This is a genomic window from Pseudonocardia sp. TRM90224 (genome assembly GCF_021245725.1).
Taxonomy (GTDB): Bacteria; Actinomycetota; Actinomycetes; order Mycobacteriales; family Pseudonocardiaceae; genus Pseudonocardia.
In genome coordinates, this window is the sequence record NZ_JAJGSX010000014.1 from 161,803 (window position 1) to 186,376 (window position 24,574).

At 71.9% G+C, this 24,574-nt stretch carries 17 protein-coding genes; 5 read left to right on the forward strand and 12 right to left on the reverse strand.

Annotated features, from left to right (window positions below; all coding sequences use genetic code 11):
- Nucleotides 1-34: 34 nt before the first annotated feature.
- The 9 genes from LL648_RS20925 to LL648_RS20965 all read right to left on the reverse strand — a co-directional run bounded on the left by LL648_RS20925 (nt 35) and on the right by LL648_RS20965 (nt 12,148).
- The gene (locus LL648_RS20925) at nt 35-439 is read right to left on the reverse strand and encodes a Rieske (2Fe-2S) protein (RefSeq protein WP_232664317.1); all 405 of its coding nucleotides are present in this window, start codon (nt 437-439) and stop codon (nt 35-37) included.
- Nucleotides 439-1,539: an amidohydrolase family protein gene (locus tag LL648_RS20930; RefSeq protein WP_232664318.1), complete on the reverse strand. Its 1,101-nt coding sequence runs from the start codon at nt 1,537-1,539 to the stop codon at nt 439-441. The genes LL648_RS20925 and LL648_RS20930 overlap by 1 nt, the downstream gene beginning before the upstream one ends.
- A 75-nt stretch (nt 1,540-1,614) precedes the next feature.
- The gene (locus tag LL648_RS45290; protein WP_232664319.1) at nt 1,615-2,823 is read right to left on the reverse strand and encodes a carboxylate--amine ligase; all 1,209 of its coding nucleotides are present in this window, start codon (nt 2,821-2,823) and stop codon (nt 1,615-1,617) included.
- 124 nt (nt 2,824-2,947) lie between these two features.
- A complete protein-coding gene (locus tag LL648_RS20940) occupies nt 2,948-5,104 on the reverse strand; it encodes an FkbM family methyltransferase (protein ID WP_232664320.1) in 2,157 nt (718 codons plus the stop codon).
- Nucleotides 5,105-5,195: 91 nt separating this feature from the next.
- Nucleotides 5,196-6,302 carry a hypothetical protein gene (locus tag LL648_RS20945; RefSeq protein ID WP_232664321.1) on the reverse strand — a complete coding sequence of 369 codons (1,107 nt, stop codon included), beginning with the start codon at nt 6,300-6,302 and terminating at the stop codon, nt 5,196-5,198.
- A 67-nt stretch (nt 6,303-6,369) separates the two neighbouring features.
- Nucleotides 6,370-8,454 carry an O-antigen ligase family protein gene (locus tag LL648_RS20950; protein WP_232664322.1) on the reverse strand — a complete coding sequence of 695 codons (2,085 nt, stop codon included), beginning with the start codon at nt 8,452-8,454 and terminating at the stop codon, nt 6,370-6,372.
- 26 nt (nt 8,455-8,480) lie between these two features.
- Nucleotides 8,481-9,320 carry a hypothetical protein gene (locus LL648_RS20955; protein WP_232664323.1) on the reverse strand — a complete coding sequence of 280 codons (840 nt, stop codon included), beginning with the start codon at nt 9,318-9,320 and terminating at the stop codon, nt 8,481-8,483.
- Nucleotides 9,317-10,531 (reverse strand): glycosyltransferase family 4 protein, encoded by a 1,215-nt coding sequence (locus LL648_RS45790; protein WP_232664324.1) that lies wholly within the window; start codon nt 10,529-10,531, stop codon nt 9,317-9,319. Before LL648_RS45790 ends, LL648_RS20955 begins: the two co-directional genes overlap by 4 nt.
- A gap of 51 nt (nt 10,532-10,582) precedes the next feature.
- A complete protein-coding gene (locus LL648_RS20965; RefSeq protein ID WP_232664325.1) occupies nt 10,583-12,148 on the reverse strand; it encodes a sugar transferase in 1,566 nt (521 codons plus the stop codon).
- A gap of 373 nt (nt 12,149-12,521) precedes the next feature.
- Here LL648_RS20965 and LL648_RS20970 point away from each other — a divergent pair, with 373 nt between their 5' ends.
- The 3 genes from LL648_RS20970 to LL648_RS20980 all read left to right on the forward strand — a co-directional run bounded on the left by LL648_RS20970 (nt 12,522) and on the right by LL648_RS20980 (nt 18,580).
- Entirely contained in the window at nt 12,522-13,556 is a 1,035-nt protein-coding gene (locus tag LL648_RS20970) for a glycosyltransferase family 2 protein (RefSeq protein ID WP_232664326.1), read from the forward strand.
- Nucleotides 13,553-14,689 carry a glycosyltransferase family 4 protein gene (locus tag LL648_RS20975; RefSeq protein ID WP_232664327.1) on the forward strand — a complete coding sequence of 379 codons (1,137 nt, stop codon included), beginning with the start codon at nt 13,553-13,555 and terminating at the stop codon, nt 14,687-14,689. The genes LL648_RS20970 and LL648_RS20975 overlap by 4 nt, the downstream gene beginning before the upstream one ends.
- A gap of 195 nt (nt 14,690-14,884) precedes the next feature.
- Nucleotides 14,885-18,580, forward strand: coding sequence for a lipopolysaccharide biosynthesis protein (locus LL648_RS20980; RefSeq protein WP_232664328.1), 3,696 nt, complete (start codon nt 14,885-14,887; stop codon nt 18,578-18,580).
- Between the two features lie 87 nt (nt 18,581-18,667).
- Here the strand turns inward: LL648_RS20980 and LL648_RS20985 are convergent, their stop codons facing one another.
- The 3 genes from LL648_RS20985 to LL648_RS20995 are packed head-to-tail and all read right to left on the reverse strand — an operon-like array spanning nt 18,668 to nt 22,533.
- Entirely contained in the window at nt 18,668-19,711 is a 1,044-nt protein-coding gene (locus tag LL648_RS20985; protein ID WP_232664329.1) for a family 2 encapsulin nanocompartment cargo protein polyprenyl transferase, read from the reverse strand.
- Complete coding sequence (locus LL648_RS20990) at nt 19,708-21,114, reverse strand: family 2B encapsulin nanocompartment shell protein (protein ID WP_232664330.1); 1,407 nt, start codon at nt 21,112-21,114, stop codon at nt 19,708-19,710. Before LL648_RS20990 ends, LL648_RS20985 begins: the two co-directional genes overlap by 4 nt.
- 3 nt (nt 21,115-21,117) lie before the next feature.
- Nucleotides 21,118-22,533 (reverse strand): family 2B encapsulin nanocompartment shell protein, encoded by a 1,416-nt coding sequence (locus tag LL648_RS20995; protein ID WP_232664331.1) that lies wholly within the window; start codon nt 22,531-22,533, stop codon nt 21,118-21,120.
- A gap of 706 nt (nt 22,534-23,239) precedes the next feature.
- On the opposite strand from LL648_RS20995, the gene LL648_RS21000 reads away from it, so the two are divergent.
- Together LL648_RS21000 and LL648_RS21005 are read left to right on the forward strand one after the other, a co-directional pair.
- Nucleotides 23,240-23,644, forward strand: a complete 405-nt coding sequence (locus LL648_RS21000; RefSeq protein ID WP_232664332.1) for a hypothetical protein — start codon at nt 23,240-23,242, stop codon at nt 23,642-23,644.
- 155 nt (nt 23,645-23,799) lie between these two features.
- Entirely contained in the window at nt 23,800-24,561 is a 762-nt protein-coding gene (locus LL648_RS21005; RefSeq protein ID WP_232664333.1) for a bestrophin-like domain, read from the forward strand.
- Nucleotides 24,562-24,574: the final 13 nt, after the last annotated feature.

The window sequence follows — 24,574 nt, forward strand, 5'->3', positions numbered from 1 at the left end:
CTGCCCTCGCGTGCGCCACGCCCGGCCCCGCGGGTCAGACGTGCAGGAGCACGACCCCGTCCTGCACGCTGACGGGGAAGCTGTCGACGCCCGGGTCGGGCTCCTCGTCGGGGTGGACGGTCACCTCGTAGCTCCGCACGCGGGTCCGGTGCGGGTTGAAGATGCTCCGGCCGGTGGTGATGTCGAACTCCCACCCGTGCCACGGGCAGGAGAGGATCTCGCCTTCCCGCTCCCAGATGTACTCCCCGGGCCGGCTCGGTGCGGCGGTGCCGCCGAGCGCGCCCAGGCAGAGCGGCGCGCCCTGGTGCGGGCAGGTGTTGCGCAGGGCGTAGAACCGGCCCTCGACGTTGAAGACGCCGATCGAGCGCCCGTCGATCTCGACGATCTTGCGTTCCCCCGGCGGCAGCTCGCTGACCCTGGCGATGGCGTGGGACGGCATCACAGACCGTAGAGCGCGCTGGCGTTGTCGGTCATGATCGCGTTGCGGAGCTTCTCGGGCATCTTGGGGAACGCCCTGGTCGGGGAGTCGAAGTCCCAGTGCGGGTAGTCGCTGGAGAACATCAGGATGTGCTCGGCGTCCATCGCGTCGAACAGGGAGAGCAGGTGCGCGTCCTTGGCCGGCCGTTCGAGCGGTTGGGTGGACAGCCGCACGTGGTCGCGCAGGTACTCCGACGGCGGCTTCGTGATCCACGGCGTGTCGCGGCGCAGCGCCCGCCAGTACGCGTCGAGCCGCCACATCAGCGGCGCGACCCACGCGACACCGCCTTCGAGCATCGCGACGCGCAGCGTGGGGAACCGCTCGAACACCCCTTCGGTGAGGTAGCTGAGCAGGTGCGCCTGGAAGGCCAGCGCCATCCCGCAGTGGTACTCGATGTAGTGCGTCGGCACGCCCGGGGTCGGCATGATGTTGAGCCCGATGCCGTCGGAACCCGGGTGGATCGCGAACGGCAGACCGTGCCGTTCGCACGCCTCGTAGATCGGGTAGTACTGGCGTTGCCCCAGCGGAGCGCGCGCCCCGGAGTCGGTCACCACCTGCACCATGTGCGGGTGGCCCGCCCAGCGTTCGATCTCCTCCGCGGCCCGGAGCGGGTCGTGGTGGTTGATCGTGATCGAGCCCTTGAACGCGCCGTCGTAGTTGTACGTGCCGAGCCAGGTCTCGGCGAGCCACTCGTTGTAGGCAGCCGCGATGGCCGACCCGTAGTCGGGGTTCGGGTGGATGTTGCAGAACGTCCGCGGCACCAGGATCGGGTGCGAGACGCCGTAGGTGTCCATCAGCTGCTCGCGCAGGAACGCCGGGTCCGACGCGGCCGGCCCGCCGTCCGGCGGGGTGCTGTCGAGGCGGTTGGCGTGGATCGGGTTGTGGAAGAACGGCCGCCGCGGCGCGACGAAACCCTTGCGCCACTGCGGCGGCAGGTAAGGCCGGATCTCGTCGGCGCTGCGCGGGTTCGGGTGCACGTCGGTGTCGATGATGCCGCGTCGGGCGGGCGGCTCCGAGAGTGCGTCTGCCGGCGTCTCGCGTGGCGAGGCGGTGGTGGTCACGTCAGCAACCTCTCTACGTCAGGGGTCGACGGTCGATGCTAACAGCGGGTGAATGGCCTCTTGCCGTTGTGCGGATCACGCTGCCTGACGCCGGGGCGACGCCTTCGGCAGCGCCCGGGTGGCCGCTTTGCCGAGGCGTTGAGCCGCACGCGCGATGGCCGGCGCGGGGTCGTCGAAGCGGAAGATCGGGAAGGTCTGGCGGTGCGCCAGGCTGCGGATCCAACCGCCGAGCGAGAGCTCACCCCGGCGGCGCAGCGCGAGGAAGGAGCGCACGTCGTCGGAGAGGTAGAGCATCCGCAGGCCCGTGGTGTAGTCGCTGGGCAGCTCGTGGTGCTCGCCGATGGTCCGCAGGTAGACGTGCTTGGGGAGGTCGAGCCCTGCCGCGACGGTCAGCGGGACGGCGGCGCTGAACCGGGCGTTGCACTCGATCAGCTTGAGCTTGCCGTCGCGGGTGTCCCTGATGAACTCCGAGACCGACACCCCGCGGAGGCCGACGTGCTCGATGAGCCGCTGCCCGACCTCGCGCACCTCGGGGTTCCAGTCGGTGATGTGGTAGCAACCGAGGCCCTCGTTCGGCGGGTTCCGGCGCAACATGCTCTTGGTGTAGTCGAACGTCGGGCTGCCCGACGAGTCGACGTACGTCGTGTAGCTGCATAGCTGTTCGTCGGAGCCGGGGATCTTCTCCACGAGCATGACCGCGAGCCCCGCTGCGGCCAGCTCCCGGTACGCCGACAGCAGTTCGGTGTGGTCGTGCACCAGCCGGAACTTGGTCACCCCGGGGAACCGCGCCTTGTACTCGTGCGACAGCAGCGGCTTGACGATCAGCGGGTACACGAGCTCGTTGCGCCACGTCTCGATGTCGGACTCGGAATCGACCCGCCAGAACAGCGGGGTCGGGACACCGGCCGAACGGGCGCCCTCGTACGTCGAGAGCTTGTCGAGCATGCCCAGCTGCGCTGAGGCGTCGAACTTGTCGAACGTGTAGAGCTCGGCCAGCTCGGCCTGGTACCGGCAGAGCATGGTGATGCCGATGTCGCTGGTCGCGATGAGGACCGAGCCCCGGTGGCGCTGGGCATCCGGGCCCAGGAGGAACCGGGCCCACACGTCCTCCGGCTTCCCGCTGCCGGCGGGCCGGATCGGGGTCAGGTAGCGGGAGCGCTCGACGTAGGGCGCGACGCCGATCCCGTGCACCGTGACTCCGAAGGCCCCGAGGCTGCGGGCGATGGCCAGTGCGTTCGTGTCGCCACCGAGCAGGACGACAGGTGGACCGGGTGCGTTTGGCACGGCCAAGGCTCCTCAATATGCAACGCTGTTCACGGTGCGGCCGGCCGATTCACGCCCTGCCGGACAAGACACTCCGTACGCTCCCCCATTTTAGGGGGTTGACATCGTGCCGTTCCGCTGAGGGTCAGTCCTGGTCGGTGAGCGCGCTGAACGCTGCTTCGGCGCTACCACCGGGGGCCCACGCAACGAAGTTGTAGCCCCACGCCGGGTCGACTTTCAGCGTTTTCACAGCTTGCAGGTCGGCGAGTCGCCGCAGCCGACCGTCCTCGGACGCCGCATGAATGGTATAGCCGCGCTCGAACAACCATTGCGAAACGGTGCTCTCGGGGTCGTTTCCATGGTCTTCGTACAAAAGCGCGATATCACCTTGCGACAGCCGCTGCGACGCCGCGAGGACGACCAGCTCGGCACCTTCGACGTCCAACTTGCACACCACCGGCCCCGAGGTGGGGGCAAGCTCTTCCGCGAGCTCGTCGAGCGTGCTCGTCGGCACTGCGGCGACCCGACCCCCGGTCGCGTCGCCCGGCCGGGTCTGCGCGATGCCGGAGGCGGCGCTGACGTCCGACTCGACGAACTCGATCGTTTCGCCGCTCTTCGACCAGACCGCGGCGTGGCGGTGGCGGAACGAGCCGCCGTTGAGCTCGGCGGTGGCTACCAGCTTCCGGTACGTCGACGGCGAGCCCTCGACGGCGAGCACTTCGGTCGGCCGGGGCGCCCGGCCGCCGGCGAACGCCGACCACCAGCCGAGGTTGGCGCCGCAGTCGAGGAACGGGATGCCGGCGTCGACCGCTGTGCCGATCACCCGGTGCAGCTCCGGCTCGTAGGTGCGGCGCACGAGCAGCGGGCGCATCCAGTAGCCGTCGGTCGGGTGGATGCGGAAGCGGCCACCGCCGGGGACCTGGAACTCGACGTACGCGTCGGCCGAGGCCAGCCGGCCGAGGTTGCGGCAGACGGCGTAGTGCCCGCGGCGGGCCGTCCGGTTCACCACCGCGAACGCCAGCCGGATCGCGCCGGTCACGAGCTGGTCGCGCACCGTCGGGCCGGAGGCGCGCAGCAGCACGGGCGGCGGCACCCTCGGCAGCGGTGCCGGGTCGTGGCGGTCCGGGGTGGATCCCGCGCGGTCGAAGCCCTCGTCGACCCGCTCGGCGACGCGCTTCCACGACGCCTCCGACGCGAGCCACGCCGCGCCGGCCGCGCCCATCCGCCCGGCCGCGGCCTGGTCGCGCAGCAGCTCGATCACACCGCCGGCGAGCGCGTGCGGGTCCTCCGGCGGCACCAGGCGGCCCGTCTCCCCTTCGAAGACGACGGTGGGGATGTCGCCGACCCGGGAGGCGACGACGGGGCGCTCGAACGTGTAGGCGAGGTGCACGACCCCGCTCTGGTTGGCCCACCGGTAGGGCACGACGACGACCCTGGCCTCGGCGAAGAGCGTCGCGACGGCGTCGTTCGGCACGTACCCGATCCGGGCGTCGACGCCGAGCGCTGCCGAGCGGGCTTGCAGCTCGCTCTCTCCGACGCTCCCGGCGGCGCCGGCGAGCACGATCCGCGCCTCCGGGACCGCCGCACGGATCTCCGGTACGGCGTCGAGCAGCACGTCGACGCCTTTGTACGTGCTCATCGACCCGAAGAACAGCACCACGGGGTCGGTCTCGGCGGCGTTCGGCACGGGGTGGTTGCCGCGCAGGGCCGACTCGTCGCCGTGCGGGATGACGATCACCGGGCCGGACGGCTGCCAGCGCTCGAACACCCGCGCGCGGGCGCCCTCGCCGAGGACGAAGACCACCTTCATGCTCCGCCACGCCCGCTCGAAGGTCGGGTCGAGCAGCGGGCCGGTCTTCATGACGGTGCGGTCGGAGCGCAGCCGTGGCAGCGGCTCGTGAGCGACGATCCCGAGCGTCGCGGACGGCAGCGCGCGCTTGGTCAGCAGCACACCGATGGCGTCGAGGCTGAACCGCCACGCCGACCACACCACGGCGTCGGGCCGGACCTGGCGCAGGTGGCGCAGCAGCACGAGCCAGGCCGTGGCGAGCTGTGCGGCCCGCACGCCGCGGCGCAGCTTCCGCACGACCTTGTTGACCGTGCCGACGTCGCCGGGGTGCCAGGTCGGCAGCACCGGGTGGATGTGGAAATCGGGGTGTTCGGAGCCGAGCTCCGGGTCGGGCCCGGTGAAGAGGTGGACCTCGTTGCCCTGCTCTGCGAGGGCCGTCGCGAGCTGCGCCGTGAACTGGAACAGCCCGCCGGACGGCGTGAACTCGACGAAGGCGATGCGGCGCCGGGTCATCGGGAGCACCTCTCGGCGGCGGTGGCCCGCCGAGCGCGGAAGTCGTGCATCCGCACACCGTACGGACCCCCGCACGGTGCGGATGAACCGGTCAAAACTTGTTGCACCTGTTACGGATGAGGCCAGAGCGGTCGGTGGTCTGCGCTGGAAGATCCATCACCTGGAACCTGTCGACGGGGATCTTGCCGAGGTCCATCCAGTCGGTGTCGGGCAGCACGCCGGCGTACGTGCCGGCCGGGAGGCTCTGCGGGTGCTGCACGTAGATGGTGAACCCGCCGCTGGTGTCGACGAGGATCATCCCGTAGCGCTGCAGTGCGCGCGCGATCGCGAGCTCGGTCCTGTTCAGCCCCAGCTTCGTCACGTCGACGGCCGGGTCGAGCCGCACCCGGGCGCCTTCCGGGAGGGCCGATGGATCGGTGGACGTGCCGTCGCTCTTCGTCGCGGGCGGCACCGGCCCGCCCGCCTTCGTCTTCGGGTAGGCGAACGCCAGCGCGTGCTCGATCGAGCCCCGGCGCAGCTCGTCGGCGGTGATGACACCCGCGGCCGCCGAGATGCCCGACGCGCGCGACCCGAGGCCGTCCGGGTACACGCCGGAGCCCTCGACGGGCATCGCGTTGCCCCACTGCGCGGTCAGCCCGCTGCCCGTGCCGGAGGCGCCCCAGAAGTCGTAGACGCACCCCGTCGAGCTGTCGACGATCGCGAGCTGGGCGTCGTCCATCGGATCGGGCCGGGCGTCGGGCGGCACCGGCACGTTCGGCAGCGCGTCGACCAGCGCCCACTCGGCAGTCAGGGGCACGTTGCGCCGGGGTGTGCCGGCGTCGGCGTGGTAGATCGGGACGGTCCACACCTTGTGCGAGAGCACGAACTCGTCGGAGGCGAACCCGCGGACGTAGGTGTCCGACGCGGGGTCGACGGCGGCGTCGGGCGCGATCCGCCCGACCCACGGGCTGCCGGCGCCGTTGTAGAGCATCGTGCGGCCGGCACCGTCGCGGCTCGTGTCGCGGGTCAGTGAGCGCGGCAGCGGATCGTCCGATGCCGGCTCGGAGATCACCAGGTCGAAGCCGTTGGGCTCGACGGGCTTCCGCGCATCAACCCGCGAGACGAACACGCTGACCAGCACCGAGACGCTCACGACGCCCAGCACGCTGGCCAGCATCCGCCGCTGCAGCGGTGCGCCGGCGAACCGGTGCCGGGTCACGGCGCAACCCGCAGTCGTACCGCCAGGCCGGTCGAGCCGGTCAGCCCGGCCAGCCCGGCCAGCCAGGTCAGGCGGTGCCTTGGCGGCGCTCCTGCCTGCGGATACGCGTGCACAACGTGACAACGACGGCGATCTCGACGAGTGTCGCGATGAGCACTATTCGGATGACGCCGTCGGTCACCGCTGCACTCTGCGTGACCGGTTTGACCTCCAGTACGCCAGGCGTGAACGAACCGAGGATGCCCGCACGGGTGTACGCCGTGATGGCGCCGTCGACGGTCTTGTTGCGTCGCGCTTCGGCCTCGCTGGGGCTGCTGCCCTCGGCGTGCACCGTCATGATCCCCCTGGTGGGATCGGGTATCACGGTTGTGCCCGGCTGCGCTGTGCCCTGCAGCGTCCCCGCGAACGTCGGCATGATGAACGGGCGGCGACGGATGTCGGTGAGGTAGCCCTCCCAGTTGCCGACGCCTTCGGTCACCTTGAGCACCAGCACGGTCTCTGCGACGTAGGTGGTGCGGCTGAGCGCGGAGAGCAGGGTCGCGGCCACGATGGATGCCGCGATCGCGGTGGCGATGGTGGCGACCATCCCGAAGCGGAAGCCGTCGCGCATGCGCCGCGTGGCGATCTGCGCCAGCGGGGTGTCCAGCCGCGGGTCGGCGCGGACGGCGCTGTAGAGGTAGCCGGCGAACGCGCAGATCAGCAGCAGCGTGCGGGCGTAGGAGATGTGCAGCGAGATGCTCGCCACCGAGAAGCCGACCACCGACGCCAGTGCGGCGGCGGCCAGCGCGCGGCTCGGCCGGCCGCCGAGCCCGTCGTCGCGAGCGCCGCCGAGGCGCTGCGCCGCGCGCAGGGCGAGCCACATCGTGCCGCCGATGAACACGAGCCAGCCGAGCATGCCGACGATCCCGCTCTCCGACAGGATCTGCAGGTAGAGCGTGTGCGGCGAGGTGACGCCGCCGGTCGAGCCCGCGGAGCTCAGCGGTGCGTACTTCGGCAGCACGACGCCGAACGACCCCGGCCCGGCCCCGAAGATCGGGTTCTCTTGGAAGATCTTGAAGGCGACCTGCTGCAGGTTGGTCCGTTCGACGAGCGATTCGTCGGCGGCGTACGACGGGCCGGTCAGGGTCTCGGTCAGGGTCAGCAGCCGGTCGCCGACGCCGGGCACCAGCAACCCGAGCAGCAGCAGCGGCGTGAGGTACATCGCCTTGCGGCGGATCGCGGGGCCGGTCGCGATGACCCAGACGACGACGGCCGCGCCGATGCCGAGCTGCGTGCCGCGCGACTGGGTGAGGTAGATCCCCCCGCCCATGCACAGCACCGCGACGATCCACATGGTGCACCGCAGCCGATCCTTCGCCGCCGCGGCGCGGTGCGCGAGCGCCATGGCGAGCGGGAACCCCATGACGAGGAAGCGGCCCCAGTAGTTCGAGTCGGGCAGCGGCCCGGCGTGGCGCGGGGTGGCGATCGACGCGCCGGCCAACGACTGGATGTTGGAGAACCCGAACAGCGTGGTGGAGTTGTTGAGCACGTACTGGTTGACCGCCATCAGGACGCAGAGCAGCGCCAGCGGGATCACGATGGAGGACGCGATCATCCACGGCCGGTCCGACATCTGCATCAGCAGCAGGATGACCGTGATGAACAGGATGTTCTTGAGCGAGCCGTCGAGCGAGTTCGCGGTCTCGTCGGTGGCCTGCGTGAACAGCGTGGCGGGGATCTCGGAGACGGAGTACGCCGTCAGCAGCGCCGCCGGCACCCACCAGTTGCGGCGCAGCCGGCTGCGGTACTTCCTCCGGCACAACGCCACCGCCACCGACAGGATCGACAGTCCGAGCGTCGCGAGGTAGATGCTGCCGGGGACGTACTTCTCGAAGACGCCGCTCAGGTTGGCGTACTCGCTGACCAGCATGATCCCGAGTGCGACGGACGGCTTCACGATCGCGGTCGCGACGACGACGCCGCCGACGAGCGCGGCGAAGGCGATCAGCGCCGTCGTCGGGCCGATCAGGAGCCCGAAGATCAGGACGAACGCGCCGAAACCGCTGGCGAGCACTCCGATGTGCACCGGAGTGAGGCCGAGCGGCAGACGGATCGCCTTCCGCTCGTCGTCGCTCTTACGGATGGGCGCAGGCGCCGGCGGGGCGATCACCATGCCGTCACCATGCGATCACCACCGGGTCACCGCGGGCGGGGCGGGTCGCCAGCCGGGCGGCGGGGCGGCGGACCGCCGTACGCGCCGTTGGGACCGCCGGGCCGACCGTTCGGGCGTTCGCTCGGGCGTTCGCTCGGACGCTCGTTCGGACGCTGCGGCGCGCGCCGCGGTGGCGGCGGCGGGTTCGGCAGGCGGAACTCACCGCTGTTGGGCTGGCGGAACTCACCGCTGTTGGGGAGGCGGAACTCACCGCTCTCGTACGCGGGGGCGACGGCCTCCTCCTGCTTGCGGCTGCGGGCCCTGGTGACCACGAGCGCGACGCCGGAGCCGACCAGCAGGCCGCCGATGAACACGACCACCAGCATCTGGCCGGCCGGGATGCCGGCCGGGGTGGCGGTGCCCGACGCGGGCTGCACGGGGTTGACCTGGAACTGCCCGATCGAAGCGACGATCTCGGGCCGGGCCAGCTCCACGATCTTGTCGGCGGCCGTCTCGGCGGCGGCCGCCGTCGGGGCGTCGACCTTGATGTTGATCAGCACGGAGCTCTCGACGACACCGGCGGTGACCGAAATCTTGTCGGGCTCGACGCCGGCCGCGGCCGCGGCCTGGTCCTGGAACTTCGGCAACGCGAAGATCGCGGCGGCGATCTGGCTCTGCGTACCGCCGCCGAGCGACTCCCAGAGCGAGGCGTTCTCGCCCGACGCCGCGTTGCCGGCAGGGGCGAGCACCACCACCGACTGCGCGCGGTAGACCTGGTCGGGCAGCACGCCGGACGCCGCTACGCCGATGAGCGCTACAACCGCCGTGGCCAGCCCGCTCAGGAGGATGGTGATCAGCGCTCGGCGGGTGAGCCGATCCTCGTTCACGTCACTCCTCGATGTTCCGAGCGCATTGCCCGGTCGGAATCCGGGTGCGGCCGGGTGCCCCGGGTCCGGCTCGTGCGCAGAGCGGTGTCGTACAGGTCCGACAGCCGACCCACCCAGCCGAGCAGGTCGAACCGTTCCTCGGCCAGTCTACGTGCCGCCTGTCCGAAGAGTTCCCGGCGATCGGCGTCGCCCAGCAGCTCGACGACCGCCGAGGCCAGCGCCTCGGAGTCGCGCGGCGCGACGAGCGTTCCCGTGCTGCCGTGCTCGATGACCTCGGGGGTGCCGCCGACGGTGGTGGCGACGGCGGGCAGCCCGGTTGCGGCCGACTCGATGAGCGACGTCGGCAGCGCCTCGGTGAGCGAGGGCAGCAGCGCCAGCGTCGAGCCGCGCAGCAACGCGGGCACGTCCTCGCGGGCGCCGGTGAACACCACACCGTTGCCACTCTCGCCACCCTCGCCGAGCCCCGCGGCGAGACCTTCCAGCGTGGCGCGGTGCGGCCCGTCGCCGACGATCAGCAGCGTCGCGCCGGGGACCGCCGCGCGCACGGTGGGCCACGCGCGCAGCGCGAACTCGTGCCCCTTCGGCTCGCGCAGCGCGGCGACGATCGTCACGACCGGGGTGCCCGGCGCGATGCCGAGGTCGGCGGGCAGCTCGTCGCGGCCGGGGCCCGCAGGCGGGCGGAACGCGGAGAGGTCGACCCCGTTGTGCAGCGTGATCCAATTGCCGAACGGCCGGCCGTAGATGCGGCGGGCGGCGTTTCGCGCAGCATCGGAGACGAACACCAGCGCGTGCCCGCGCTCGCCGCAGCGGATGTGCAGGTGGTCCTTGACCTTCCCGCTCAGCGGCTTCTCGGCGCGCGGCAGGTGGTGCAGCGTGCTGACGCACGGGACCTTCGCGATCTTGGCCGCGAGCGGCACGAGCGTCGTCGACGTGCCGAGGTGCGCGTGCACGACGTCACAGCCGGAGGCGCGGATGGCGGCCACGATCTTCCGGATGCCGGAAGGGTCGAGCAGCTTGCGCACCCCGATGAACGACGGCTGCAGACCGGCCGCCTCCAGGAGGGGCAGGCTCGCGGTCCGCTCGACGGTGTAGGGCGAGAGGCTCGCCGCCGTCATCTCCAGCCCGGCTGCCGGCGCCACTCCGTTGAGCGTCGCCAGCAGCCGTTCCGCGCCACCGTACGAGTACGAGTCGATCACCTGGAGGACGCGCACAGGGCACCTCCTCCCGTTCCGTGCGAATTGCCGAGCGAGCGCGCCTTGTTGTTACTGGCGCTTGTCACTGCTCGGCGCTGGCTCCGTCGTCACCGAATCCACGGTCGGCACCGGGTCGACCGCCGACACCGTATCGACGGCCATCGCGTCGCCGACGACCGCGTCAGCGGCAACGGTGTCGCTCGAACCCTGCAGCGTGGGCGGGCTCGGCACCGGCAGCACCGCCTCCGGCGTACGACGCGGGATGAGCTGCTGCACGGTCCACAGCGCGATCTTGAGGTCGAGCCACAGCGACCACGACTCGGCGTAGAGGTTGTCGAAGTGCGCGCGCTGGCTGATCGACGTGTCGCCGCGCAGCCCGTTGACCGCGGCGTAGCCGGTGAGGCCGACCGGCACGCGGTGCCGGTAGCGGTAGCCGGGGATCGTCTCGTTGAACCGCTCCACGAAGTACGGACGCTCGGGGCGCGGGCCGACGAGGCTCATGTCGCCCTTCAGCACGTTCACCAGCTGGGGCAGCTCGTCGAGGCTCGTGGACCGGATGAACCTGCCCACCGGGCCGAGCCGCGTGTCGGTGTCGATGTTCCAGCGCACGTCGCCCTCGCCGGTCGCCAGCTGCAGCGAGCGGAACTTGTAGAGCACGAACGGCTTCCCGTTGAGCCCGATCCGCTCCTGCTGGAAGATCACGCCGGGCCCGGTCTCCCGGCGCACGGCGGCGGCGATCGCGGCCAGCACCGGGCTGACCAGCACCAACGCGATGCCGGCCACGACGACATCGATCGCGCGCTTGACCCGCATCGACGCGGACCTGTGCGTCGGGCGGCGCAGCTTCACCAGCGGGATGCCGTCGACCAGCTCCGAGACCGGGCTGTGGTGGTTCAGCTCGTACATCCGCGGCACGAGGTAGACCTCGCAGTCGGCCCCACCCAGGCCGCGTACGGCGTCGACGACCGAGTCGTCGGCGTGCGCGCCGAACGCGACCAGCACGATGTCGATCGAGTGCTGTCCGACCAGCACCGGGAGCGACTCGACGGAGCCCAGCTTGGGGCCGAGGTCGGCCAGCAGCGGCCGGTCGTCGTCGACGAAGCCCACCACCCGCACGCCGTACTCCGGGTGGTGGATCAGGCTGTGCCCGAGCCGGACCCCGGCGTCGTCGCACCCGACGACGAGCGCGCGCAGGTGGTCGCGGCCGGCGAGCCGGCGCCGGCGGAGGGCGGTGAACGTGATGCCGCGGGCGATCACGAGCAGCGCGAACAGCAGCGCGCCCGTCTTGATCGCGCCCAGCGGCTCGCCCGCGGTCAGCGGGGTCAGGACCGCGGCGACCAGTCCCGTCGGGACGGCGACCAGCAGCGCGGTGCCGGGCAGGTCGTTCAGCAGCGACGGGGTGAACCGCCACGCGTGCCGACGCGAGGCCATGAGGCCGATCACGGTCGCGATGCCGATGGTGAGCGCGGGCAGCGGACCGGCCCACAGCACGGCGGCCGCGGTGCCGATGGCGAGCGCGACCAGCTCAGCGGATGCGACGAGCGTGCTGAAGGTCGAGCGCGCCGAGAGATCCTCGGCCGGCGCCCGGCGAGGTGCGACCGCGGCGGGAGTGGTGTCCCTCGCAGAGTCGAACACTTCGGTCAATCTGATCCGTCCTCCTCGTACGGCACGGCCCCCACATCCGGCTGGACCCAGCTGGATGCACCCTCTATCGGGCCGGCACTCACACGCCTATCGCCACTTTCCTTAAAGACGTTTCACCGCTCGGGATACTCCGCGTGGGCAAGCAGTCCTCGATCGGGTGAATCATCCGGGCCATCGGAACAGCCCGACTTCTCACAGTTACCGACGCCTGCACTCGATGGAGGTTGCTTCGCACGGGCGGGGAAGTTGATGACGAAGAGACCTGCCACCATGTGAGCGCCGCGGGGCGGGAGCCGTCTCGGCCGGTGCTGCCGGTACCGTCCCGCACCGTCGTTCAGCGCGTACCCGGAAGAAGGAAGAGCCCGTGACGTACCCGAGCGGGGCATCACCCACCGCGGTGGAGGCGACCGTCGAAGATCTTGTGACGGTCGTCGTCCCGGCCCGCGACGAAGCCGGGTTCATCGGCGCGTGTCTGGATGCCGTGCAGGGGCAGGACTACAAGAACCTGCAGGTCGTCGTCGTCATCGACGGGGCGTCGCGCGACGAGACGGGCGCGATCGTGCAGGCTCGTGCCGCCGCCGACCCGCGCATCGAGGTGGTGCACAACCCGCAGGGCGGCATCCCGCGCTCGCTCAACACCGCGCTCGCCGCGGCCCGGGGCCGCTGGCTGGTGCGGGTCGACGCGCACTCGACGGTCGAACCGGAGTACGTCGGGCTCGCCGTCTCCCGGCTGCGCGAAGGCAACTGGGGCGGCGTCGGGGGGCGCAAGGACGGCCGGGGCGTGACTCCGGCCGGGCGGGCCATCGCCGCCGCTCTGGGTAGCCCGTTCGGGGTAGGCGGCTCGGTCTACCACCACGGTGTGGAACGCCAGGAGGTCGACCACATCCCATTCGGGGCATATCCGACGGCACTCGTTCGTGAGCTCGGTGGATGGGACGAGGAGCTCGTCGCGAACGAGGACTACGAGTTCGACTACCGTTTGCGATCCGCCGGGCACCGGCTCCTGTTCGACCCCGCGATCGTCATCACCTGGCATTCCCGCCAGACGCTCGGTGATCTCTACCGGCAGTACCGCCGGTACGGGCACGGCAAGGTCGCCGTCGCGATGATGCACCCGAAGTCGATGCGCCCGCGGCACGTGCTGGTGCCGGCGTTCGTCGGCTACCTCGGGCTCGCGGCGCTCGTCGCGACCCGGCGCCCGGGTCGGGCCGCCGCGATGGTCGCGCCGTACGCGCTCGCGCTGGCCGCGGCGTCCGCGCGCACCGCGGCGAGCCTCGAGACGCCCGCCGAGCGCGCGAACGTCGCTCCGGCGTTCCTCGCGATGCACATCGGCTGGGGCGTGGGGTTCTGGGCGGGAGTCGCGTCCGCGCTGGTCGGGAAGCTGCGGAAAAGCCGATGACCGTTCCTGAACCGAGTTCTGCAGGCCCTCGGATGGACCTCGCCGGTCGACGGCCGCTGCGCGTGCTGCTGGTCGGCAAGTCGGCGCCCGACCGCGGCGGCATCCCGACCTTCCTGGAGATGCTGCGTGCCGGCGCACTCGCCGAGACGCACGACGTCAGCTTCCTCAACGTCGCCCACTCCGGCACCCCGGAGGGTGGCAAGGTCACCACGGGCAACCTGCAGCGCACGCTGCAGGACGCGCTCGCGGTGCGCCGGATGGCCGCGGGCCAGGACATCGTGCACATCCACTCGGCGCTGGCGCCCTCGGTCACGGTGCTGCGCGCCTCGCTGCTCGCGCTCGCCGCACGCAGCCGCGGCGCCACCGTCGTCGTCCACGCGCACGGCGGCAACATCCAGACCTGGCTGTCCACCCCGGTCCGCCGGGTGCTGATGCGGCTGGCGATGGCGCCGGCGAAGCGGGTCGTCGCGGTGTGGACGGCGGGGCAGAAGGTGCTCGAGTCGGTGCTGCCGGCGGGCAAGGTCGAGCTCGTCGACAACGGCGTGCCGCTGGCGGCGCCGCCCGTGGAGGAGACGCACGAGCCGCCGCGCATCCTCTACGTGGGGCTGCTGACCCCACGCAAGGGCGTGCTCGATCTCGCCGAGGCGTCGCGGATCTTGAAGGAACGTGGCGTCGACCACGAGCTGCGGCTGCTCGGCGGCACCCCCGACGAGGGCCCGGATGCCGAGACCGCCGTCCGCGACCACCTGCCCGAGTGGACGAAGCTGCTCGGCACCCGCGAACCCGGCGAGATGGCCGCCGAGTACGCGCAGGCCGACATCTTCTGCCTCCCGTCGTGGTGGGAGGCCATGCCGCTCTCGGTGCTGGAGGCAATGTCGAGCGGGCTGCCCGTCGTCGCGACCGACGTCGGCGACATCGCCCGGGCCGTCGAGCACGGCCGCACGGGCACCGTCGTGCCGCCGAAGGATCCCGAGCGGCTCGCCGACGCGCTCGAGAAGCTCATCCGCGACCCGCAGGCGCGTCGCCGGATGGGTGAAGCCGGCCGCGAGCGTGTTGAGCACCACTTCTCGGCCGACGTCACGGCAGAGCGTCTGCACCGCCTCTACCTGCAGGTTCGATCCCAGCGAAGGTGACTCCTCAATAACGGGAGCCGTTCCGACGATTTACCTGTGTGAGACGGGCGCGGTTACCCTGCCATCGGGGGACGCGCCGTCACGGATGAATCCGAGGGAGATCGTGGGGACAGGGTCGAGCAGGTCGGTGGATGCCGCCTGCCCGAACCCATGCCTCGGAACGGTCCGGGCGACCTCCAACGGGCCGGTGTAGCGGTGGGGAGACATCGGCCGAGCGATCATCCGGAAGAGGCTGCCGAGGCCGACGGATCCGTCCGGACGCAGGTCGTGCAGGCGGAGAAGAAGTCCGCGACCGACGTCCCGGACGACGACCAGATCGAGAGCAAGGTCCGCGTCGGCGCGAAGCTCTCGGCGATCACGCTGCTGGTCACCCAGATCGTCTCGTTCGTGCAGACCTTCCTGCTGGCGAACTTCCTCTCGCCGGCGGAGCTCGGCATCTTCGCCGCGGGCACGGTGCTCACCGGCTTCCTGGTGAGCGTCTCGGAGGGCGGGCTTCGGCTCGCGCTCGTGCAGCGTGAGGACGACATCGAGGACGCCGCCGACACCGTCTTCTGGGTCACCCTGACCACCGGTGTGCTGCTCGCGCTCGCCGCGGTCGCCGTCGCACCGCTGATCGGCAGCTACTACACCGACGCCAGCGACGTCATCGCCTCGATCGCCGCGCTGACCGCCGGCACGCTCGTGCTGCACTCGCTGACGAACGTCCCCGACGGCCTGATGCAGCGCCAGCTCAACTTCAAGCGCCGCGTGATCGTCGACCCGGCCCGCGTGATCGGCTACGCGACCGTCACCACGACCCTGGCGGCGATGGGCTGGGGCGTCTGGTCGATGGTCGTCGGCCAGTACGTCTCGATGGGCATCTGGGTGGTGCTCACGTGGTGGCTGGCCAAGTGGCGGCCGGGGGTCGGGCGCCCGTCGTACAAGCTGTGGCGCGAGATGGCGAAGTTCGCCTTCCCTCTGATGATCGAGGGCCTGGCCGAGCGGATCCGCACGATCGCGGAGAACGCGCTGGTCGGGCGGCTGAGCAACGCCGACCTCGGGCACTACCGGCAGGCGCAACGGCTCTCCCAGATCCCGGCGCTCGCCGTCGTGCAGATCGGGTCCTACATCCTCTTCCCCGCCTTCTCCCGCCTGGCCAAGCACCCGGAGCGGCTGAAGAAGTCGTTCCTCTCCGCGATGCAGCTGAGCTGGCTGTTCTCGATCGCGGTGGCCGGGCTGATCTTCGCGCTCGGTCAGCCGGCCGTCGTGCTCGTGCTCGGTGAGAAGTGGCGCGAGTCCGGCATCGCGATGATCGCGATGGCGGGCTACGGCGTCGGCATCGCACTGCAGGCCGCGGGCAGCGAGGTGATCAAGGCGGCCGGCCGGCCGCAGCTGTTGAACTGGACCACCGCGATCAGCCTGGTGTGCGGCATCGGCATGCTCGCGGCGCTGCTGCCGCTCGGGCTGATCGGCGTCGGCATCGCGATGTCGGTCACCGAGCTGGTGCTCGGCGTCGTGATCGTCGGGCTCACCCGGGTGGTGCTGCCGTTCTCCGTCGGCAGGCTGCTGTGGATGCTGGTGCCGCCGACGATCGCGGCCGGCGCCGCCGCCTTCGCCTCCTGGTACCTGGAGACCCACTTCGTCCAGGCCGAGTCGTTCGGGCGGCTGCTCGGCTTCGTCGTGCTGCTGGGCGAGATCCTGCTGTTCTTCGTGATGTTCCTCGTCGCGATGACGGTGGTCGCGCCGCACCTGATGAAGCGCGCACTCGGTGGTGTCATGGCCAAGCTCGGCCGCGGCGGCGACACCGACGACGAGGACGAGGAGGACGAAGAGGAGGAGGACGACGAGGACCTCGACAGCGGCGAGGTCCTCGTCCCGCGCCGCCGCCCGACGTTCGACTTCGACCAGCCGACGATGCTGCTGCCGGTCTACTCCGTCGACGACACGATGGAGATCCGCCTGCGCGGAGCGCGGCAGCCGCAGCGGCCGATGCCGCCTCCGCCGCCGCGCCGGCCGCGCCGCCCGCAGCCCCCGCCGCCGTCGATGCGCACGGCGCACCTCGAGACGCAGGCGCTGCCGGCGCAGTCTGCAGCCCAGCCCGGTTCAGCCCAGCCCGGTTCAGCCCAGCTCGGCCCGGCCCAGCCCGCGCCGCCGACGGAGGCGATGCCGAAGCAGGAGGCGCCGCAGCCACCGGACGTGCGGACGCAGGCGATTCCCCAGCAGAAGGCACCCCTTTCGAAGGGCGGGCCCGACGAGCCCGGCCCGCCGTCGGGACGCCGTTCGCGGGAGATGCCGCTCGACGCCCGCGCGGAGGGCCTCGACGATTCGCTTCCGCCGCGCAGGTCCGCCCCCGATACGGGGGACCGGCCGCTGCCGCGCCGGCGCCCCGGCGACGAGGCGCCCCGGTTCGGGCCGCCGCCGCGCCGCGCCGGCGGGACCGGGGAGCGGCCGGTGCCCCGCGGGGGCGACGGCTTCGGCGGTCCCGAGTCCGGCGAGCACCCGCTGCCGCCGCGCCCCGCGGGCGCGCCGGCGCCGGTGTCGGGCCGCCGGCGGCGGCGGGACCCGGACGACGAGCCGTCGATCCCGCCCCGGTTCGGTGGGGTGTCGCGGGGTCCGGATTCCGACGAGCACCCGTTGCCGCCGCGGCGCCCTGGTTCGCCGACGGTTGCGCAGCCGCTCCCGCCGATGCCGCCCCAGCCCCAGTCGGGCCGCCGCCGGTTGGAGCTCGACGACTCGGACGAGCGTCCGTTGCCGCCCCGTCGTCCCGGGTCGCCGACGGTTGCGCAGCCGATGCCGCCGATGCCGCCCCAGTCGGGCCGCCGCCGGTTGGAGCTCGACGACTCGGACGAGCGTCCGTTGCACCCGGGTGCGCCGACCGTCGGCCAGCCGATCCAGCAGCCCCCGCCCATGCCCCCGTCCGTACCGCAGTCCCCGCCGCAGCCGGGGCGCAGGCGGTTGGCGGAGCCGGAGGGCGAGCCGCACGGCCCGACCCGCGCCGGTCCGTCGGGCGAGCGACCGGTGCGTCCGCCCGGTACCGGCGAGAACGGCATGCCGCCGCGGCGTCCGATGCCACCTCGTGGGCAGCCGGGTGGGCAGTCGGGTGAGCGGCCGATGCCGCCGCGCGGCCCGGTCTCCGGCGAGCACCCGTTGCCGCCGCGGCGACCCGGCCCTGGTCCCGGCCCCGTGCGCGGAGCCACCTCCGGCGAGCGCGAGGTGCCCAGGCACGGGCCTCGTCCCGGCCACGAGACCGGCGAGCGGCCCCTGCCGCGTCGACCACTGCCGGCCAACGGCGACGGCCCCGCGCGGCCCGGCCATACCGGCGAGCGGCCCGTCCCGCGTGGCGAACCGGCGAGCGGTGGCCGCCGACGGCCGGAAGGCCCCGACCAGGGCGACGGTGGCCACGCGCTGCCGCCGCGGACCGGGGCGCCGTCGAGGCGGCGGAACGGGGAGCGCCCAGGACAGGATTCCGGGCAGGATTCCGGCGAGCACGTGCTGCCGACCCGCGCCGAGGGCTCCGGCCGGCCGCCCCGCTACGCCGACGACGAGCCGCGGCGCCGGCGCGTCGACCCCGACGCCCCGGAACGCGGAGTGCCACCACGCCGCCCGGCCGGACCGTCACCCGAGCCCCCACGCCGCACGCCGATGAACGGGCCGGTCAACCCGGAACAGCCGCAGGGCCCGCGGCGAGCGGGCCCCCCGCAGGCACCGCCCACCGTGGCGTGGCGGCGACCGCAGGAGGAGCCGTCGTCGACGGAGCTGCTGCCGACGCAGGAGCGCGACGACCCCCGACCCGCGCGGCGGGGCGAGGCCCCGCCGAACGGCGGTGGCCGCCGGCGCGCGCCGGAACCGCCCGAGCAGCCGGAGGCGCAGCCCCGCCCCCTGCCGGCACCGCCGTCCCGCCCGCGCACCTGAGCCACGGGAACCGTCGACAACGACGTTCTGGCTGTTTTGAAACGTTCCAAGCGACCAGAACGTCGTTGTCGACGCTCACACCCCGCACTAGTGATCCCGCCTTCCGATCAGCTCGGCTATTGCGCGCAGGTCCCTCGTCGCGCCCTCGCCAATCCGGTCGAGCCGCTGCAGCGCGCCGGCCAGCAGCGAGTCGGCCCGCTGCTGGCACCACGCCCGGCCACCGGCCTCCTCGACGAGGTCGGCGGCGCGGGCCAGCTCGTCCTCGCTGAGCACCGCGTCGTCGAAGTACAGCGTGCGCAGCTTCGCGGCGGCCGCGGTCTCCGAGGTCAATGCGGCAACGACGGGCAGCGACTTCTTGCGGCACCGCAGGTCGTTGCGGACCGGCTTGCCGGTGGTCTCGGGGTCGCCCCAGATCCCGAGCAGGTCGTCGATCAGCTGGAACGCCAGCCCGAGCTGGCAGCCGAACCGGCCCATCTCCTGCACCTGCAGCTCCGAACCCCCACCGAGCAGGGCACCCAGCGCGCACGCGCAGCCGAGCAGGGCGCCCGTCTTGGCCTCGGCCATGCGGAGGCACTCGGTGAGGGTGACGTCCGTGCGCCGCTCGAACGCCAGGTCGGCGATCTGCCCGTCGACGAGCGCCTGCACGGTGCTGCTGAGCATCCGCACCGCCGGCGCCGACGCCGGATGGTCCGAGGCGGCGAGTACGTCCATCGCGAGCGACAGCAACGCATCGCCCGCCAGGATCGCGGGGCCGACCCCGAACACCGCCCACGTGGTCGGGCGGTGCCGGCGGGTCAGGTCGTTGTCCATGACGTCGTCGTGCAGGAGCGAGAAGTTGTGCACCAGCTCCACCGCGACGGCGGCCGGCACCGCGGCCGTCACGGGGTCGGCCCCGCTGTCGATCCGGCCCTCGATGGACGCCGCCGTCAGCAGCGTCAACGCGGGCCGGATCGCCTTGCCGCCGGTTGCGCCTGCCGGCGCGCCGTCCTCGTCCCACCAGCCCAGGTGGTAGCCGGCGACGTGCTGCATCGCGTTCGGCAGCGTGTTCACCGCACGCAGCAGCGCCGGCTCCCACCGCCTCCGCACGGCAGTGAGCAGGTCACCGGCGTCGTTCCTGGTTGCTGCGGTCATGCCGGGTCCCTCCGTCCGATCTCGACGTTCTCCAGCACCCCGAGCGCGTCGGGCACCAGCACCGCGGCCGAGTAGTAGGCGCTGACCAGGTACGACATGACCGCTTTCGCGTCGATCCCGGTGAAGCGGACGGAGAGGCCCGGCTGGTGCTCGTCGGGCAGGTCGGTCGGGAGCAGCCCGATCACGCCGCTCGACTCCTCGCCCGTGCGCATCGCGAGGATCGACGTGGTGCCGTGCTCGCTGATCGGGATCTTGTCGCACGGCAGCACCGGCACGCCGCGCCAGCCGGTGTGCCGCTCGCCCTCCACCACGACGTCGGTCGGGTAGATGCCGCGCCGGCTGCACTCCCGGCGCACCGCCGCGATCGCGAGCGGGTGGGCCAGGAAGAACGCCGTGCTGCGGCGCCGGCTCAGCAGGTCGTCCATGTCCGCGGGCGCAGGCGGCCCTTCCCGGGTCTGGACGCGCTGCGCGAACGCGGTGTTGTGCAGCAACCCGAAGCCGGGATCGTTGAGCAGCGCGTGCTCCTGCCGCTCGCGCAGCTCCTCGACGGTGAGGCGCAGCTGCTGCTGGGTCTGGTCCATCGGCTTGCCGTAGAGGTCGGCCACCCGCGAGTGCACGCGCAGGACGGTCTGCGCGACCGACAGCTCGTACTCCCGTGGCGCGAGCTCGTAGTCGACGTAGGTCGCCGGCAGCACCGGCTCGCCGGTGTGCCCGGCGGCCAGCTCGACGACGGCCTCGCCGTACTTGTTGCGGGCCGGCCCCGGCCTGCTGCCGAGCTCGGCGAGGTGCGCCCGCAGCGCCGGCGCGACGTCGAGGAACTCCGCGACGGTCGTCCGGGAGAGCGCCAGCACCACGCACGGCGTCACCGCCTTCGCGGTGAACGCCCACGTGCTCTCCCGGTCTGTGAGGAGCTCGTCGCCGAGGTGGTCACCGTCGCCGAGCGAGCCGAGCGAGGCGGGCTCGCCGTACGGGCCGGTGCCGAGCTTGGTCACCTTGCCGTGCGCGATGAGCACGATCTCCTCGACCGGGCTGCCCGCGGTGGCGAGCACCTCGCCCGGTTCGAGGCTGCGCTGCTCGAACCGCCCGGCGAGCGCGGTCAGCGTCAACGGGTCGGTGAACGCCCGCAGCGCGGCGAGCTCGCCCAGCTCCTCCGGGATGACCTGCACGGTCGAGCCCGTCTGGACGAACTCGACCCGGCCGTCCCCGACGGTGGACGACAACCGCCGGTTCACCCGGTACGTGCCGGCGTCGACCGGCACCCACGGCAGCATGCGCAGCAGCCACCGCGGGGTGATCCCCTGCATGTGCGGGACGGACTTCGTCGTGGTGGCGAGGTTGCGCGCCGTCGAGGTCTGCAGGCTCGTCGGCGGCGGGGGCTCCGCCAGCTCGGGGGTGGTCGTCACAGGTCAGTCCTCGCGACCGATCTCGACGTTCTCGAGCACGGCGAGCGCGTCGGGCACCAGCACGGCCGCCGAGTAGTAGGCGCTGACGAGGTAGGAGATGACGGCCTTCTCGTCGATGTTCATGAAGCGGACGTTGAGCCCGGGCTGGTACTCGTCGGGCAGGCCGGTCTGGTGCAGGCCGACCACACCCTGGTTCGCCTCGCCGGTGCGCACGAGCATCACCGAGCTGGTTCGCGCTTCGCTCATCGGGATCTTGTTGCACGGCAGCACCGGCACGCCGCGCCAGGCCGGCACGTGGTTGCCGCCCATCTCGACGCTCTGCGGGTAGAGGCCGCGCTTGGAGCATTCGCGGCCGAACGCCGCGATCGTCCGCGGGTGGGCGAGGAAGAAGCCGGGTTCCTTCCAGACGATCGACAGCAGCTCGTCGAAGTCGTCGGGCGTGGGCGGGCCGCTCGTGGCGTGGATGCGGTTGCCGAGGTCGGCGTTGTGCAGCAGCCCGAAGTCGCGGTTGTTGACCAGCTCGTGCTCCTGGCGCTCGCGCAGCTCCTCGATCGTGAGCCGCAGCTGCTGCTCGGTCTGGTTCATCGGCTTGTTGTAGAGATCGGCGACCCTGCTGTGGACGCGCAGCACGGTCTGGGCGACCGACAGCTCGTACTCGCGAGGGCTGTGCTCGTAGTCGACGAACGTCTGCGGCAGGTCGTACTCGCCGTCCTGGCCGGCGGCGACGTCGACAGCGGCTTCCCCGGAGGCGTTCTGGGGCCGGTCGGTGGCCGCGAGCCGGTGCTGGATGTGCGAGCGCAGCCCGCCCGCGTTGCCGTTCATCTCGTCGAAGGCCTGGCGGCTCAGCGTGAGCACGGTGCACGGGGTGACGGCCTTGGCCGTGTACTCCCACTGCTCGTCGGCGTTGGCCAGCATGCCGTCGCCGAAGTGGTCGCCGTCGGCGAGCACACCCAGCACGGTCTGGTCGCCGTACTTGCCCCGGCCGAGCTTGTTGATCTTGCCGTGGGCGATGAGGAAGACCTGGTCGGCCCGGCCGCCCTCCTCGACGAGCACGTCCCCGGGCGAGTACTCGCGCTGGACGAACCGGTCGGCGAGGGCGGTGAGCACCTCCACGTCGTCGAAGCCGCGCAGCAGCCGCAGCTCACCGAGCTCCCGGGGGATCACCTTGACCTCGGCGCCGGTCGTGGTGAACTCCACCCGGCCGTCGCCGACGGTGTAGCTGAGCCTGCGGTTCACCCGGAACACACCACCGTCGGCCTGCACCCACGGCAGCATCCGGAGCAGCCACCGGGACGTGATTCCCTGCATCTGCGGGACGGACTTCGTCGTCGTCGCGAGATTTCGGGCGGCTGAGGTGTCGAGGCTCGTGCGCGGCGGAACTTCGGGTGCCTGGGCGTCGAGGGGTTCGGTTGTTGTCATCACACATACCACCAATCTGCGGAGTGTTGGAAATGTGTCGAAGTGGGCGGAATCGGACCGTGTGCAGGCGGCCGTGAAGTGTTCTTTCCGGAATGGTGATCATGAATTGTTAAGCCAGTGACTCAGGGGATTTGATCAACGCACCCGCAGTACCGCGGACAATGCGCCAACAGAAACTGACATGACGAATACTCCGAGCACTGCGATCACGGCGGCCGTCATCGCCACCGACCGCGTCGGCCGCTCCCGCGGTGCGGCGGCGCGCTCGGCGATCGCGGCCGCGACGGGCGGCGGCGCATCTGCCGCCGGTGCGGCGACCGGACCGCCGGGCTCTGCCGACGAGGGGGTCGATGAGAGGGCCGGTGGGAGGGCAGGTGGGGTAGCCGGCGTGGGAGCCGGCGCTGGACTGGCGGCAGGGGCGCCTCCGACGGGAGCGGGTGCGGGTGGCTGGACAGGTGGCTGCGCCGGCGCGGCCGGAGGGGGCGGGGCGGCGATTGGGGCAGGTGCTGGTGCGGGTGCCGGCGACGGTGCGGGCGCGGGCGCCGGAGCGGGTTCCGGAATCGGAGCAGGGGCGGGTGGTTCTGCCGGTGGTGGCTCTGACCTGGGCGGAGGAGGCTCTGAAGGTGCCGGCGGCGGTTGGGCCGGCGGTGCCGGCGGCGGCGCGGCCACCGGCGGTGGGGGCGGCGGGGGCGGTGCGGGCAGGAGCGTGCTGGCCCGCGCCGAGACGGCGATGCCGAGCTGGGTCTCGCCGCTCACGGTGGCGGTGAGGGTGGCGCCGGCGCGGGCGGTTCCCGCGCACGACAAGGTCCTGCTCTGGCCGGGCAGCAGCAGCGGGACGAGCCACCTGCAGCCCGGTGCCGCCGACAGCTCCACGATGAGCCGGACGAGCACAGCGGTGCCGACGTTGCTCACCCTGGCGCTCTGGGTGATGCGGTCGCCGGGCCGTGCCGAGGCCGGGGTGAAGCCGGTGGTGACGGCAACGGCACCGGTATCGGCGCCCGTTGCAGCCGGGGCGCCGATCATTCCGATCATTAATACGATCATGGTCACCGCGAGCACTCGCCGCGTTGTCATCAGCTGCCCTTCCGAGCGTGGCCGTCACACTTCCTAGTCGCCCCACTCCGGGGAGTACAGATACTTGCGAGTTGTTCACACGATCGGAGCGATTGCGATCGGGCGTCTCGACCCCCACCCGGGTGCGGCATAGCTTGGAGTGGCTCCGCCTCCCGTTCCGGGGTGTTCTCCGACAACTGACGAGGCTCAACTGTGATTGTCGACTTCATTGTCGCGGTCGCGGCACCGACGTTGCTCGCCGTTGTCGTGGCCGCTTTTCTGGCCCGCCGCAAAGAGGTCGCGGACGGCGACTTCGACTCCGACTCGGTGTCCTTCGCCGGTGGCATCCTCAGCGCGCTGTTCACCGTGGTGCTTGCGTTCTACATCGTCTTCGCCTGGCAGCAGGGCGCCGACATCGAGAGCAACGCGGCCGCGGAGGCCGACGCGGTGGTCGACGCCTACTGGCAGGCCGACGCCGCACCGGAGCCGAACCGATCGGCGCTGCAGGGGTTGCTGCGCGAGTACGCCGTCACGGTCGCCGACCGCGAGTGGCAGCTGCTGCGGCAGGGCGAGACGGAGGACACGATCCCGGACCTCGTGCGCGCGATCCGCACGGAGTTCATCGCGTTGCCGACCGAGGGCGCGTCGGGGGTGGCGCGGGAGTACGGCCTGCGCGACGTCCGCGACATCGACGAGGCGCACCGCAGCCGCGTCGACCTCGCCGCCGGCGACAACACGTTCAACACCGTGCTGCTGGTGGCCACGCTCATCGGGGCGGCACTGGTGATCGCGTTCCCGCTGGCCGTCGGCATGAGCGGGCGCCCGATCAACCTCGTCGTCGTCGGCGTGCTGGCGTTCACCGTCGGCGCGACCATCTACATCGCCTTGCAGCTGCGAACCCCGCTCGACGGCGCCTTCGGCGTCGAGCCCGATGCCTTCGTCGACGCCGTCGCCGAAATGCGCTCGCCCACCTGACCTGCCAGAAAGG